Here is a 14767-nt window from a genome sequence, read left to right on the forward strand (position 1 = left end):
CATTGACCACGCTCTTCGTCGAAACCTAGTGTGAAGCCGAACAGGGAAGCGCTTTCCAAGCCTCCTGACCTCCCGTTGAGCCGCGCCGGAGCCCGGGCCTCCGACGCGCCGCACGACGGGTCCGGGCCGCGGTCACCGCCCGTCCCGCCCATTCCTCGGGCCCCCGGACCGCGCACCCCCATACCGAACCGCAAGGAGAAGAAACCGTGCAACTGAGACCCACCCCACGACGGGCCCTGGCGGCGGCCTTCACCGCCGGGGCCACCGCCGCCGTACTCGCCGCCGGCCTGGGCTCCTCGGCCTCCGCCGCCACCGTCTTCTCGGACGACTTCAACGACGGCGACGCCGGCGGATGGTCGAAGTCCGGCGGCACCTGGTCGGTGGTCACCGACGGCTCCGGCGCGCTGCGGCAGTCCAGTCAGGGCAGCGAGCTGGCCCGGCAGTTCGCCGGGCAGACGAGCTGGACCGACTACCAGGTCCAGGCGCGGGTCAAGCCGCTGTCGTTCGGCTCGTCCAGCGGCCTGGTGGGCCTGGCCGCCCGTTCGGCCAGCAGCACGAAGATGTACCGGCTGGCCCTGCTCGGCTCCGGCCGGGCCGAGTTGCAGGCGGTCAACGGCAGCCAGGTCACCTCGCTCGGCTCGGCCGCCGTGGGGGCGGCGGCCGGCAGCTGGTACACGCTGCGCATCGAGGCCGCCGGCAGCACCGTCCGGGGCTTCGTCAACGGCGCGCAGGTCGGCTCCGGCACCAGCGCCCTGGCCTCCGCCGGCCGGATCGGGCTGGTCACCGCGTACGCCAGCGCCAGTTTCGACGACGTGGCGGTGGACACCTCCGGCGGCTCCACCCCGACCACGCCGCCGCCGACCAGCGCGCCGCCGACCACGCCCCCGCCCACCACGCCGCCGCCCACCACGCCCCCGCCGACGACGAACCCGCCGGTGAGCTGGCCCACGCCGACGGCCAACGTCAAGGTCGACGCCACCATCGACGTCCCGGTGAGCCTGGACGGCGGGCTCAAGCGCTACTACGGCATCGGCGACGGCGGGCAGGGCGAGAGCCAGGACCCGATGTTCGTGCTCGCCCCCGGGGCCACCCTGCGCAACGTGATCATCGGCGCCCCGGCCGGCGACGGCGTCCACTGCGAGGGCAACTGCACGCTGGTCAACGTCTGGTGGGAGGACGTCGGCGAGGACGCCGCGACCTTCCGGGGCGGCACCACGTACACGGTGGACGGTGGCGGGGCGCGCTCCGCCAGCGACAAGGTGTTCCAGCACAACGGCTCGGGCACCGTGTACATCCGCAACTTCCGGGTGGAGAGCTCCGGCAAGCTCTACCGGGCCTGCGGCAACTGTTCCACCTCGTACCAGCGGCACGTGGTGATGGAGAACGTCACCGCGACCTCGACGAAGATGCTGGCCGGCATCAACACGAACTGGGGCGACACCGCCCGGTTCAGTCGGATCACCATCCTCGGCGACCCGAACCGCACGACCCGGATCTGCGTGAAGTACAAGGGCGTGCCGAAGGGCAGCGAGCCGAGCGAGATCGGTGAGGGCGCCGACGGCACCAACTGCCTCTACTCCGCGTCGGACATCACCTGGCGGTAGCCCTCGGCAGGGCGACGGCGACCCCGTGGACCACAGCGTCCCCGGGGTCGCCGCGTGGAGTCACCCTTTCGGCGCAGGCGCGGATCCGCGACGGTAGCGTGGCGCCACGGCACGGCCCGGTGGGGCGGATCTTCCCGCCGCCGTGGCGCTCGCGATCGTACGGAGGAGGGTGCATGTCCCACGGCGAGGACCCGTTCGCGGCACGCGAGGAGGTGGCCGCGCGGCCGAGCTTCGACCTCGCGCTGCGCGGTTACGACAAGCGGCAGGTGGACCGCTACGTCGAGCAGGTCGACAGCGAGCGGTCGACGTCGACCGCCGAGCGGGAGCGGGCCGCGTCCCAGCTGCGCGAGCTGACCGTCGAGTTGCACCGCCTGCGGGCGGAGGTGACCGAGCTGCGCGACCGGCCGGCCCCGCGTGACCGGGCGTCCTTCCGCGACCTCGGCCCGATGGTCGACCAGATCCTGGCCCTGGCCGAGAAGCAGGCCGGGGCCATCACCGACGCCGCCGGGCAGCGGGCCGCCGACCTGGAGGCCGAGGCGGAGCGGGTGCTCGCCGAGGCCCGGGAGGTGACCGACGCGACGCTGCGCGAGCTGGAGGAGACGGCGGCGGCGCGACGCGCGCAGCACGAGAAGGAGCACGAGGAGCGCCGCGGCAACGCCCAGGCCGAGCTCGCCCGGATCCGCGAGGCCGCGGAGCGGCTGCGGGCGGCCGGCGAGGCGGCGCACGACCACGCGCTTCAGGAGGCGAAGCGGATCGACGAGCAGACCGCCCAGCAGGTCGAACAGGCCCGCGCCGAGTCCGAGGCGTTCCTCGTCTCCGCCCGCGCCCAGATCCAGCAGGAGGTGCAGGCGGCGCGCGCGAAGACCCAGCAGGAACTGGGCCAGTGGCAGGCCGGCGTGGAGCGGGAGATCAACGAGCGGCGCACCACCGCCGAACAGGAGATCACCGAGCAGCTCGCCTCCGCCGAGCGGGAGCTCGGCGCCCAGCGTACGACGGCGGAGCAGGAGATCGCGACGCTGATCGCGGAGGCCCAGCAGTACGCGGCCAAGGTGCGCCAGCACGCCGACGAGCAGGCCGCGACCCACCAGCAGCAGTTCGCCGCGGCCCAGCAGGGCATCCGGGACCGGCGGGAGGCGCTGGCCCGGATGCAGTCCGAGTTGGACGCCGCGCAGCAGCAGCTCGCCCAGGCGCGGCAGGAGAGCGCAAGCATCGAACGGGAGTTCGCCGAGGCCCAGCAGCGGCTCGCCGCCACCCGGCAGGAGCTGACCGACGAGCTGCGCCGCCTCGACGAGGCGCGCCGGGCCGCGGACTCCGCCGAGCAGCACGCCAAGGAGGTCCGCGCGCGGGTGAAGCGGGAGGCGAAGCGGGTCGCCGACCTGGCCGCGGCGGCGGTCATGGCGGCCGCCACGGGCGGCGCGGAAACCGCCGAGTACCCGCAGGTCGCGGCCCGGCCGCGCCCGGACCGACCGGCGCCGGTGGCGGTGGACCGCCCCGTCGACGGCGCGGCCCCGGACGGCAGCGACGACGCGGCGGCGACCGCCCCCGGCGACGGCGGGCGGGCCCCGGCCGAGGCACCGGCGCCGCAGCCGGCGAACCAGGTGGTGACCGCCCGCTGACGTCGACGCTGATCGCGGGCCGCGCGCGCTCGCCAGATCGGCAATGGCCGGACCGGGCGGGGGCTCGACCATCCGGCTGGTCCAACCAGTTGACGGGTTGATGTGCGCTGCGCCACACTGCTCCGCATGGCCTTCGCCCCCGTCCCGCGCTCCTCGGTCTCCGACCACGTCTTCGGCCAGGTCCGTGACGCCATCGTCAGCGGCACCTACCGCCCGGACGAGGCGCTGCCCGGCGAACGGGAGCTGGCCGCCACCTTCGGGGTCAACCGGCACGCCGTCCGGGAGGCGCTGCGCCGGTTGCAGCAGCTCGGCCTGGTGCGGGTGAGCCAGGGCGGCGCCACCCGGGTGCTGGACTGGCGGGTGCACGCCGGGCTCGACCTCGCCCTGTCGCTCACCCGCTTCCACGACACCCTGCCGGTGGACACCCTGGTCCGCGACATGCTCGAGATGCGGGCCTGCATCGGCGTCGACGCCGCCCGGCTCTGCGCCGAGCGCGGCGACCCGGCGGTGCGGGCCGCGGTTCCGCGCGCCGTCGAGGAGTACGCCGACCTGGCGCCGGACCTGACCGGGATGGGCGAGGCCACGATCGTGCTCTGGCGGCACATCGTCGCCGGCTCCGGCAACACCGCCTACCTGCTGGCCTTCAACAGCCTGGTGGCCGGCGCGCTCGCCGTCGGCGAGGTGCCACCGGAGCGGCGCGCCGCGGAACTCCTCGACGTCGCGGGCCACCGCCGGCTCGCCGACGCCGTCGTCGCCGGCCGGGCCGCCGACGCCGCACGCGAGGCACGGGCCCTGCTCACCGCCCCCCTCACCACCCCCGCCGCAGCACCGAGAAGGGAAACCCGGGCATGATCCCCGCCGTGCTCTACGCCGTACCGGCGTTCCTGCTCCTGGTCGTCGTCGAGGCACTCTCCTACCGCTTCGCCCCCGACGACGACGAACGCGGCTACGAGCTGCGCGACACGGCCACCAGCCTGACCATGGGCGTCGGCAGCCAGGTCGTCGGCGTGCCGTGGAAGCTGGCGACGATCGGCCTCTACGCCGCCGCGTACACCGTCACGCCGTTCCAGCTCTCCCCCACCAGCATCTGGACGTGGGTGCTGCTCTTCTTCGCCGACGACCTCGCCTACTACTGGTTCCACCGCTCCCACCACGAGGTGCGGCTGCTCTGGGCCGGGCACGTGGTGCACCACTCCAGCGTCTTCTTCAACCTCTCCACGGCCCTGCGGCAGAGCTGGACCCCGATGACGTCCGTGCCGTTCTGGCTCGGCCTGGCGCTGCTGGGCATCCCACCGTGGATGATCTTCCTCCAGCAGTCGGTCAGCCTGCTGTACCAGTTCTTCCTGCACACCGAGCGGATCAACCTGCTCCCCCGCCCCATCGAGTGGGTCTTCAACACGCCGTCGCACCACCGGGTCCACCACGGCGCCAACGCCGAGTACCTGGACCGCAACTACGGCGGGATCCTGATCGTCTGGGACCGGCTGTTCGGCACCTTCGAGCCCGAGCGGGCGGCGGTCCGGTACGGCCTGACCAAGAACATCGACACGTACAACCCGCTGCGGGTGGCGACCCACGAGTACCGGGCGATCTGGGCCGACGCCCGGGCCGCCTCCTGCTGGCGGGACCGGCTCGGCCACGTGCTCGGCCGACCGGGCTGGCAGCCCGCCCCGCGCCGGCAGCCGGCGGTGGCCCGGTGAGGCGTCTCTGGCCGTTCGGCGTGGTGGCCGCCGTCGAGCTGGCCGGCGTGGCGGCCGACTCGCCCCTGTTGCAGTGGCTGGCCAAGCCCCTGCTCGCGCCGGTGCTGCTGGTCCACCTGCTGCGGACGCGCCGGCGCGTCGACCCCGTCGCCGTGGGGCTGGTCTTCGCGACCGGCGGAGACATCGCGCTGCTGGTCTCCGGCGACACGGCGTTCCTCGTCGGCATGGGGTGCTTCCTCGGCACCCAGGTGGCCTTCCTGACCGCCTTCCTGCGGCACCGGCGGCCACCGGTCGTCGCGGTCGCCGGATACCTCGCCTGCTGGGCGGCGGCCAACGCCGTGCTCTGGAGCTCCCTCGGCGCGCTGCGGCTGCCGGTCCTCGGCTACAGCCTCGCGCTCAGCCTGATGGCCGCCGCCGCGGCCGGGATCTCCCGCCGGGTCGCCGTGGGTGGCGCACTCTTCCTCGTCTCCGACCTGCTGATCGGGCTGGAGGCCGCGGGTACCCGGCTGCCCGGCCACGGCCTGGCCGTGATGACCACCTACATCGCCGCCCTGCCGCTCATCACCACCGGCTGGGTGGCGGTCACCGCCGGCCGGGCCCGGCCGGCGGTGCCGATGAGGGCCGACGGGGCCGCGTCCGGCACGATACCGCTGCCCGAACGCGCACGGTGAGCCCGCGCCCGGGGTTCGCCCCGCCGGGCACCGCGGGACCGTCGCACGAGGTGTGAGGCGGATCCCGCCGGCCGGGATCCGGGCGCCCCCGCCCGCGCGGCGCCGCTCAGTTGTACGGCATCGTCGGGAACCACCCCACGCCGAAGATCGCCGGCACGCGCAGGTCCCAGTACACGACGGTGAAGACGCCCAGCGCGACCAGCAGCGAGCCGGTCACCGTCGCGGCGCGGCGCGGCGACGCCATCCAGGCGAGGAACCGCCCCCGGCTCACCAGGATGAGGAGCGCGAAGAGCGCCGCCACGATGACGATGTTGCCCAGCGACTGCAGGGCGAAGGCGAGCGCGCCGTACGCCGGGTTGCCGGTGTCCACCGCCCAGTGGAACAGCTTGTTGAACAGCGGGTAGGGGCGGCCGACGAGGAACCCGCCGACCAGGGCGCCCATCACGACCACCCGCGCCACCGGCCGGGCGGCGAAGACGTCGGGCAGCAGCCCGAGGGCCGCGAGCCCGAGGTACGTCAGCGCCAGGCCGATCAGGCCGAAGACGACCGAGGACTGGATCAGGCGGACGGGCATCCCGCCGACCGTGTCGGTCGAGAGCTGCGGCAGGCGTTCGCCCACCAGCACGCCGATCGCGCCGTAGGTCACCGACACCGCCAACATGCCCACGGTCAGCCAGGCGACGGGCCGCAGCAGCGACCGTACGCCGGCGCGTCGCCCGACCGCTCCGGCCTGGCTCATCGGGCCGACGGAGGCCGCCATCGCGATGTTGCAGGCGGTGAAGGTCCCGGCGAAGCCGGACACGAAGGCGAACAGCAGCCCGGCCGCCGTACCGCCGATGGCGACGCCCTTGGCGTCGTGGCCGAGGAGGGCGTCGGCGATCGTGTCACCGATGACCGAGTCGACCAGCTCGAACGACCAGAGCACGGCCAGCAGCACGCCCGCCGCCGCGCTGATCAGCGCCGTGCGTCCGCGGCGTGCCGGGGGCGGCGCGACGGGCGCCACCGGTACGTGTCGGGTCGGAGCCTCGGGGGTCGGGTGCACGCCGCATCGCCTCGTTTCCGTCTCTGGTCCGGGCCGGCGGACGCGGGCCGGCCCGCCGCCGCCGGGGTGGGCCGCCGGCGGCACCGCGGCGCGGCGTGGGCGGCGTGGCGCCGGCGGTGCTGAGCCGTGCGGGGCACGCCCCGCCGGTGGCCCTCAGTGTGCCTGCCGTCGCCCGGCGTGACATCTTCGATCGTGCTGACCGTCGGGCACCGCCCCGCGCGGCGCGCAGCCGAACGCGTCGTCGGCGCGGCCCGCCCGGGGCCACGCCGACGACGGATCGGAGGGCGTCAGCTGACGGCGGTCTGGGCCGCCGCCGCGCGCCGGGAGCGGTCACGCAGCCAGATGCCCCACCAGAGCAGGCCCCGGGCGAGACAGACGATCGTCACGGCGAAGAAGAGGGTGTAGACGACGTTGAAGGTGATCAGGACGCCGTACACGGCCGCGACGCTCGCGCCGAACATGAACTGCGCGCGACCCGAGCTGGGGGTGGTGCCGGGGTCGGTGATCATGTAGTTGGTGAAGAGCACGAACGCGACACCGGTGATCGGCAGCAGCGCCGCCCAGAGCGCGACGTCCCAGATGAAGTGCCGCACCAGCGCCTGGATCACGAAGCCGCCCACCCAGCCCACGACGAGCGGGATCTTCTTGGTCAGCACCCCGTTGAGCACCGTGCCGGCGGTCAGGATGACCAGCGGCACGAGGAGCCGGATCATGTCCGGAACGTCCTCGGTGAAGTGGTACGGCGGGGCGATGTTGACCCAGGAGAAGGCGACCAGGGTCACCGTGATGCCGAAGTTGGACGGGTTCATGAAGTGCCGCATGCGGCCCTTGATCGGCGCCAGGAAGATCGCCTTCTGACCGATCGCGACGACCACCGCGAAGGCGATGGGCCAGAAGTTGTCGTTGGCGTAGAGCAGCATGTTCGCCGCGAGCGCGGTGATGTGGGTGGGCAGCAGGAACGTGTACATCCCCCAGGCGCCGTTGCCGCTGAAGGCCGGCGGGCGCTTGTTCGCCCGCGCGGTCACCAGCTCGACCACGATCTCGGTGGCGTAGCCGACCGCCAGCGCGAAGAACGGCCAGGTCCAGGGCTGCTCGAAGCCCAGCACCGTGTAGCCGAGGATGTTGAAGATGCTCATGGAGAGGGCGAAGTTGCGCAGGGCCAGGTAGCGGGGGTCCCGCCGGTCGACCCGCGGGGGCGCCCCGGGGGTGGCGGCCACCGACGCGTTCCGGTCGAAGGTGACGACCGGCGGCGGGCCGACCGGGGCGTCGGCGAGCTTGGTGTCGCCCGGCTCCCGGACGCCGGTGGCGGTGCGGGCGCTGTCTCGGACGTCGGTCATTTGGCGTTCATCTCCTGGGCTTTGTCCGTGAGCATGACCGTGTGCCAGCCCGCGGAGAGGTCGAGGGTCTGCTTGTGCACGCCACCGTTGAGGTCGCGCCAGGCGATCTCCGCCGAGACCGGCTTGTCGCCGGCGTCGCCGAGGCCGAAGAAGACGTCGAAGCTGCGCTTGCCCGAGTGGCCGCTGCCGCCGTCGAGCTGCGCGACGCGGGTACGCCCGTCCGCGGTCTTCACCCGGACCTGCGCGCCGTACGCGGGCGAGCCGAGGCCGTCCTCGCCGGGCCGGCACAGCCGCAGGCCGAGGAAGTTGCCCTTGCCGGGCTTGTCGTTGCGGTAGTACGACGGGGCGCCCCACTGCCGCGCGACCGCGAAGTCCTGCCCGCCGTCGCCGTTGGTGTCCGCCACCGCCACGCCCCGGCTCGGCGTGCTGTCGGTCATCCCGAGCTGGGCGCTGATGTTCGCGTAGCGCCCGTTCTTCTCCCGCACCCAGAACGCGAACGGCTCGGAACCGGCGATGTCGTCACCCGGCTCGGCCTTGGGCCACATCGCCGGGTTGCGGAGCATGAGGTCGTTGCTCATGGCCAGCTCCTGGAGCCAGGACCAACGGTTGATCTTGCCCTTGACGAACCCGGCGGTCTGCACCACCGACATCTCGCCGCTGTTGTCGAAGTCGGCGATCTTGGCATCCCAGCCCCAGCCGACCCAGGCCATGTTGAGCTCGGCGGCCTTGTTGTCGAAGACGGCCTTGCCCTCGCTCAGCCGCTTGCGGGCGTCGGCCAGGCTCGAAGAGTTGTTGCGCCAGACGAAGTTGCTCTCCTCCAGGCCCCAGGAGCTGGTGATGTTGCTGACGAACATGTCGAACCTGCCGGTGCCGGCCAGGTCGCCGAACTCGATGGACATGCCCTTGAAGGAGTCGTGCCCGACCACCATGGACTTCGGGGTGAGCGCGCCCCGACGCCCCTCGACCATGGCGAACTTGATCTGGCCAGGGCGGGAGACGTTGTGGAAGAAGCGGTCCCGGCCGAAGTCGTTGGCCAGGTACAGCTCGGGCAGCAGGTCGCCGTCGATGTCGGCGGAGCCGGCGCCGAGCGTCCAGCCGGTGGCGAACTCCGGCGGGATGGCGGCCTGCTCGACGTACGTCACGCTCGGGTTGTCGCCGCTGGTGGCGCCGGTCCAGCGCAGCACGTGCGCACCGCCGGCGTTCTCGGCGCGGGAGAGCGAGTGGTTCATCTCGACGTTCGGCTGCCCGACCGGGTCGAGGACCTGGCTGTCCGGGAAGTAGTTGAAGACGCCGATGTCCGGGCGGCCGTCGCCGTCGAAGTCCGCGACGGCGACCGCGTTGGTGTTCCAGAACTTGCCCTGGTACTCGCCCCCCGAGGAGGACGGCTGGCCGACCAGCTCGGTGGGCTGGAAGGTCGCCTTGCTCAGCGGGGCCTTCGCGGAGGCCCGGTGCAGGAACATCACCGGCGTACGGCCCCAGTAGTAGGCGAGCAGGTCGGTGCGGCCGTCACCGTTGAAGTCCCCGGGCACGCAGCCCATCGGCGCCATCGACCTGTGGGTGGGCAGCGGCGCGGGGTCCAGCACGAAGGGCGCGTACCGGGCGGGCCCGTCGGGCGACGGCGTGACGATCACGCTGTCGCTGCGGGTGTCGACCAGGCAGAGGTCGTTGGCGATCATGTCGCCGTCGAGGTCGTTCGCCGCGACGGCGGCGCCGACCGACGACACCCAGGCGCGGATGTGCTCGTACTCGGGATTCACCGGCCGCACGGTGCGCTCGGGCAGGCCGGGCGGCAGCGCGATCGGCAGCTCGGTGAAGCCGAACCGCGATGCCAGCGTCCGGCGCTCCTCGGCCGACGCGCTGGGCAGCCGGGCGACGACGAAGAACGCGGCCACTAGGACCAACACGAAGACGGCGGGAATGATTCGGCGGATAGCGCCGACGGGTTGCGATGGCAAGGGGTTCCCCTTCAGATTCGGCCATCACCCGTGCCGCGCAACGGCGTACTGGCCGTGCGGCCGGGTCTGGCGACGGGCAGCGTCAGCGGCTGACGGAAGAAGTGAATTGACCGCCGGCGGTTCTCTCGCCTGTTCTGCGCGACCAGTGAATTGCCGGCGACGGACGCCCGCGACGCGTGACGCTAAGGCGTCCGCTGCGGGTGCACTTTCCCAGCCGATCGAGGCATGACGTGCGGTCCCTTCACGATGCCTGGCGAAACCGGTAGCGGAAAGTCGCTACCGGCTCACTTATCGTGGCGGGAGCGCCGCCCGAGTTCTTCTCAAAGGTTGCTCAGTGGACGTCACGCCCGCGCGGCGCTCCGACATGCGCGGCGCCGGTCGCGGCGCGGCCGTCATCCGCTCTGGTCGGGGAATCGCTCTGCCACGTAGTGCTCGTGCGCGATCCGGCGCAGGGCGGACAGCGCGACCTCGAACAGGATGCTGCGGACGATCGCCGGCGCCTTGGCGGCGGCGCTCTCGTCGACGATGAGGTCGAGCTCCGCCACCACGAGCAGCTCGGCCGCCCGGGCGAAGGGGGTGAAGAAGGGGACCTCGGCGGTGCAGCCGAGGCTGCGCAGCCCGGCCAGCACGTGCGCGAGCACCTCGCGGCCGCACGTGCTGGCGTCGGGGGACCAGCCGAGCGCGCCGGTGAGATCCGCCACGTCCGTCCGCGCCCGTTCCACGGCGGAACGGGACAGGGTCTCCGCGCCGTCCAGGTGCAGGACCTGGTCCAGGACCTGGTACGCGTCCCGGAGGGTGACCTCGTCGTCGTCGATGGCGGCCAGGATGTCCCGGACCGAGGAGAGGTCGAGCCCGGCGATCCCGGTCAGCACCCGGATCAGTCGAATCCGGCGCAGGTGCCGCTCGCCGTAGTCGGCCTGATTGCGGCCGGTTGGCACACCCCCTGGGAGCAATCCCTCACGCAGGTAGAACTTGATCGTCGGGACTGACACGCCACTCTGTCGACTGAGTTCCGAGATACGCACGCGCCCTCCGCCCTGGCGAACGTTGCGGCAATCTTGCCATAGAGATCGACAAAGAGCCATCGATAGATGGACGTCCATAGGAACGGGTCCACCACCGGCCAGTCGCGACCGCACACCAGTTCGATGGAGAACCGCAGAACACATGGTCATGTCCGAAAAACTACGCTAAGTATTGATAGCCGACGAACGGATACTGGCGAGTTCCACAATACAAACAGGAATGATAGTGATTCATGTCCGCGCTGTACAGTGGATAGTGCCAATTCTGGGCAAGAATCGATAAGCTGCGGCAGTAACTCCGCGCTACTCTCTGATCGCAGCTCGTGTTGACCGCCCCGCTGGGCTCGGCTAACATCGACTGCGGTTAGCGGGAAAATATGGCAATCGACGCCACAAAATGGCCGGCAGAATTGCCGAACCCGAAATTGGATTGTCCGCAATCCGGGGGAGACAAATGTACAACAGCGCAGAGCAGGCAGTGGAACGGGCAATCGACACGATGCGCAGCAATCTGTCGGAACAACTGACGGTGGACGACATGGCACGCGCAGCCATGTTCAGCAAGTTCCACTTCACGCGGATCTTCCAGCGGGTCACCGGCATTTCGCCGGGTCGATTCCTGTCCGCGATCAGGTTGCAGGAGGCGAAGCGGCTGTTGACCACGACGAGACTCAATGTCACGGACATCAGTCTCCGGGTGGGATACAACAGCGTCGGGACGTTCAGCACCCGCTTCACCAAGAGTGTCGGCCTGCCGCCGACCACCTATCGCCGAATGGGAGGCTTCGCCCCACGCATTCCCATCCAACGCCCCACCGGCCTGACGCAGGGAGTCGTCGCCGGCCGGGTCACCGCGCCGGAGGACGGGCCGGGACCCGGGCTCATCTTCATGGGCCTGTTCCAGCACCGGATCCCCGAGGGCCCACCGGTGCGCTGCGCGGTGCTCGACGAGCCCGGGACCTACCGCTTCACGGACGTGCCCGACGGCACCTGGCACCTGCTGTGCCACTCGGTCTCCGGCGACGTGCTGAGCCTGCGGCAGGAGGGGATGATGGTGGCCTCGGTGGGCCCGCTGACCGTTCGCGGCCGGCAGCCCGTCACCGCCGACGCCTATCTGAAACCGGTCACCAAGCTCGACCCGCCGGTGCTGCTGGCCCTGCTCGACAGCCGCAAGGCCGCCTGCGAGCGCAACGAGCGGGCACAGGCCGAGCAGCGGGCCCGCGCGACGATGTACGCCGCCTGAACCCGCCGCCGGACAGTGCAGCCACCGATCCGCCGCCGGCGCCCGCCACGGGCGCCGGCGGCAAGCGTCGTGGCCCCGGCCCGCCGCCACGACCCGGACCCGCCCGGACCGGAATCCCCCGCCGGCGGCCGCGGTCGCCGGGACGACCCGGCGCGTCCGGCGGCAGGCGTACGGACGCACACGAACGGTCCGCGGACACCGTGGCGCCCGCGGACCGCTCGCCGCCTCAGTCGACCTTGCGTACCGTCATCGGCAGGCCGCCGCGTACGCGCAGCGACAGCATCGGCTCGGGCACCACCGGACGGCCCGGCACCCCGGTCAGGCGCACGTCCCGGGCCAGCATGGCCAGCACGAGGGTCGCCTCCATCATCCCCAGGTTGTTGCCGACGCAGAAGCGCGGGCCCGCGCCGAACGGGATGTACGCGTACCGGGGGCGCTCCGAGGTCCGCTGCGCGTCGAAGCGGTCCGGGTCGAAGCGCTCCGGCGCGTCCCAGAACCGGGGATGGCGGTGCAGGGTGTACGGGGAGATGAGGATGTCCGCCCCCGCCGGCACGTGGTACCCGCCGATCTCGTCCGCCTGCTGCGCCTTGCGCGGCAGGAGCCACACCGGCGGGTAGAGCCGGATCGCCTCCTCCACCACCATCGCCGTGAACCGCAGCCGGTGCAGGTCCTCGTAGACCGGCACCCGGTCGCCCAGCACCGTCACGGCCTCCTCGCGGACCCGCTGCCTGATCGCCGGGTGGCGATCGAGCAGGTGCAGGCTCCAGCCCAGCGTGCTGGCGGTCGTCTCGTGCCCCGCCAGCAGCAGCGTGACCAGCTCGTCGCGCAGCCGCTGCCGGGCCACCCGTGGGTCGCTCTCCAGCCGGGTCGAGATGATCAGGCGGGAGAGCACGTCGTCGCGCCCGTCCACGTCCCGGCCCCGGCCGGCGACGAGCTCGTCGACGACGTGCTGGAGGTGTCCGCGGGCGCGCCGGAACCGCCGCTGCCGCGGCAGCGGGATCCAGTGCGGCACGGTACTGAGCGTCTCCAGCTCGAACATGGCCTGGTCCTGCACGGCGGCGAAGGAGTCCCCGACGCCGTGGAAGCCGCCGAGTTCGGCGTCGAGCAGGGTCCGCCCGAGCACCCCCAGGGTCAGCGTCGTCATCTCCTCCAGCACGTCCACCGGGGGCCCGTCGATCCGGGCCACCAGCCGCCGGACGAGCAGGGCGGCCTCCTCGCCGATCACCCCCGCGTACTGGGCGAGCCGCCGGCTCTGGAACGCCGGCTGGATCACCTTGCGCTGCTTGCGCCACAACTCGCCCTCGCTGGTGAGCAGCCCGTCGCCGAGCGCCCGGCGGGCGTGCACCAGGCCGATGCCCTTCTGGTAGTTGGCGGCGTTGTCGGTGAGCACGTGCTTGGCGTGGTCGGGGTGGTTGAAGAAGTAGAGCTGCCGGTGCCCGACCGGCAGCCGGGCGGCGTCGCCGTACCGCTCGGCCGCCAGGGTCATCATCCTCAGCCGGTCCCGCGTCATCAGGACCAGCATGTTCACCGCGTGGGAACGCGGCGGGCCCGGCGGCGTACGCAGGCCCCGCCCGTCGATGGTCGTCATGCCGCCTCGCTCCGCTCCCGCTCGACCTGACGGAACCGCCCCGCCAGGAAGAGCAACGCCTCCTCCCCCGACCGGCGCTCCAGGGAGAGCAGCCGGCCGAGGAAGATCGTGTGGTCGCCGCCGTCGTAGGACCGCCACACCTCGCACTCGAAGTGGGCGAGGGCGCCGCTGATCAGCGGCGCCCCCGTCGCCTGGCCCGGGTGCCACTGCACCTGCTCGAACTGCTCCCCGCCGAGCGGGCGCCGCCCGTCGGCGAAGTAGCGGGCCACCTGCTCCTGGCCGTCGGTCAGCACCGAGACGCCGAACTCGCGGGTCTCGGAGAGGCAGGCGTGCATCAGCGCCTTGCGGTCGATGCACACCAGGATCAGCGCGGGGTCGAGCGACACCGAGGTGAAGGAGTTGGCCGTCATTCCGTGCGGGGTCGCGCCGCCGACGGTCACCACGGTGACGCCGGTCGCGAACGCACCGAACGCCCGCCGAAGTGCCTTCACGTCGGGCGTTCCGACGGTGAGTGTTCGCTGTACGTCCACGTCCGTCCCTTCCGTCAGGAGCGCCGCGCCGAGGCGTACGGCTGCAGGGCCGTCGCCAGCGCTTCCGGCACCCTCGCCGGCGCGGTGCGGGTGTTCGGGCCGCGCATGCAGGCGATGCGCTGCCGGCCCCGGGCCACCAGCGTCTCGCCGCCGTCCCGTTCGAGCTTCACGTAGTCGAAACTGAACTCCACCTGGGTCTGTGCCAGTTCCTCCAGGCGCATCCGGATGGACAACTCGTCGAACGCGGTGATCTCGGCGAAGAACTCGCAGTCGACGCGCAGGGTGAACAGCTTCAGGTCACCGCGCACGTCCGCCAGCACGTCCGGCGCCCGTTCCTTGAGGAACATCTCCCGGCAGCGCCCCTGCCAGCGCAGGTAGTTGACGTAGTACACGTTGCCGACGAGGTTGGTCTCCTCGAAGCCCACCGTGTGCAGGTACTCGAAGTACTTGTCCATC

At 72.1% G+C, this 14767-nt stretch carries 13 protein-coding genes; 6 read left to right on the plus strand and 7 right to left on the minus strand.

The window, feature by feature from the left end; genetic code table 11:
• Window positions 1-206 precede the first annotated feature (206 nt).
• The 5 genes from V6V16_RS19625 to V6V16_RS19645 all read left to right on the plus strand — a co-directional run bounded on the left by V6V16_RS19625 (window position 207) and on the right by V6V16_RS19645 (window position 5591).
• Window positions 207-1604, plus strand: a complete 1398-nt coding sequence (locus V6V16_RS19625) for a pectate lyase (protein WP_334564075.1) — start codon at window positions 207-209, stop codon at window positions 1602-1604.
• A gap of 173 nt (window positions 1605-1777) precedes the next feature.
• Entirely contained in the window at window positions 1778-3220 is a 1443-nt protein-coding gene (locus tag V6V16_RS19630) for a hypothetical protein (protein WP_334564076.1), read from the plus strand.
• Between the two features lie 126 nt (window positions 3221-3346).
• A complete protein-coding gene (locus V6V16_RS19635; protein WP_334564077.1) occupies window positions 3347-4072 on the plus strand; it encodes a FadR/GntR family transcriptional regulator in 726 nt (241 codons plus the stop codon).
• A complete protein-coding gene (locus tag V6V16_RS19640) occupies window positions 4069-4920 on the plus strand; it encodes a sterol desaturase family protein (RefSeq protein ID WP_334564079.1) in 852 nt (283 codons plus the stop codon). The genes V6V16_RS19635 and V6V16_RS19640 overlap by 4 nt, the downstream gene beginning before the upstream one ends.
• A complete protein-coding gene (locus tag V6V16_RS19645; RefSeq protein WP_334564081.1) occupies window positions 4917-5591 on the plus strand; it encodes a lysoplasmalogenase in 675 nt (224 codons plus the stop codon). The genes V6V16_RS19640 and V6V16_RS19645 overlap by 4 nt, the downstream gene beginning before the upstream one ends.
• Before the next feature lie 106 nt (window positions 5592-5697).
• On the opposite strand, the gene V6V16_RS19650 is transcribed toward V6V16_RS19645, so the two are convergent.
• The 4 genes from V6V16_RS19650 to V6V16_RS19665 form a co-directional block, all read right to left on the minus strand.
• Window positions 5698-6633 (minus strand): hypothetical protein, encoded by a 936-nt coding sequence (locus tag V6V16_RS19650; protein ID WP_334564083.1) that lies wholly within the window; start codon window positions 6631-6633, stop codon window positions 5698-5700.
• A 287-nt stretch (window positions 6634-6920) separates the two neighbouring features.
• Window positions 6921-7970: an enediyne biosynthesis protein gene (locus V6V16_RS19655; RefSeq protein ID WP_334564085.1), complete on the minus strand. Its 1050-nt coding sequence runs from the start codon at window positions 7968-7970 to the stop codon at window positions 6921-6923.
• Window positions 7967-9874, minus strand: coding sequence for a CRTAC1 family protein (locus tag V6V16_RS19660; RefSeq protein WP_334564087.1), 1908 nt, complete (start codon window positions 9872-9874; stop codon window positions 7967-7969). Before V6V16_RS19660 ends, V6V16_RS19655 begins: the two co-directional genes overlap by 4 nt.
• 443 nt (window positions 9875-10317) lie before the next feature.
• Window positions 10318-11010, minus strand: coding sequence for a MerR family transcriptional regulator (locus V6V16_RS19665; RefSeq protein WP_334564131.1), 693 nt, complete (start codon window positions 11008-11010; stop codon window positions 10318-10320).
• A 394-nt stretch (window positions 11011-11404) separates the two neighbouring features.
• Here V6V16_RS19665 and V6V16_RS19670 point away from each other — a divergent pair, with 394 nt between their 5' ends.
• On the plus strand, window positions 11405-12193 hold the full coding sequence (locus V6V16_RS19670; protein WP_334564089.1) for an AraC family transcriptional regulator: 789 nt from the start codon (window positions 11405-11407) through the stop codon (window positions 12191-12193).
• A 226-nt stretch (window positions 12194-12419) separates the two neighbouring features.
• On the opposite strand, the gene V6V16_RS19675 is transcribed toward V6V16_RS19670, so the two are convergent.
• The 3 genes from V6V16_RS19675 to V6V16_RS19685 are packed head-to-tail and all read right to left on the minus strand — an operon-like array spanning window position 12420 to window position 14766.
• A complete protein-coding gene (locus V6V16_RS19675) occupies window positions 12420-13781 on the minus strand; it encodes a cytochrome P450 (RefSeq protein ID WP_334564090.1) in 1362 nt (453 codons plus the stop codon).
• Complete coding sequence (locus V6V16_RS19680; RefSeq protein ID WP_442934109.1) at window positions 13778-14311, minus strand: flavin reductase family protein; 534 nt, start codon at window positions 14309-14311, stop codon at window positions 13778-13780. Before V6V16_RS19680 ends, V6V16_RS19675 begins: the two co-directional genes overlap by 4 nt.
• A 14-nt stretch (window positions 14312-14325) precedes the next feature.
• Complete coding sequence (locus tag V6V16_RS19685) at window positions 14326-14766, minus strand: acyl-CoA thioesterase (protein ID WP_334564094.1); 441 nt, start codon at window positions 14764-14766, stop codon at window positions 14326-14328.
• Window position 14767 lies beyond the last annotated feature (1 nt).

The organism is Micromonospora sp. CPCC 205561, assembly GCF_036906775.1.
Taxonomy (GTDB): Bacteria; Actinomycetota; Actinomycetes; order Mycobacteriales; family Micromonosporaceae; genus Micromonospora.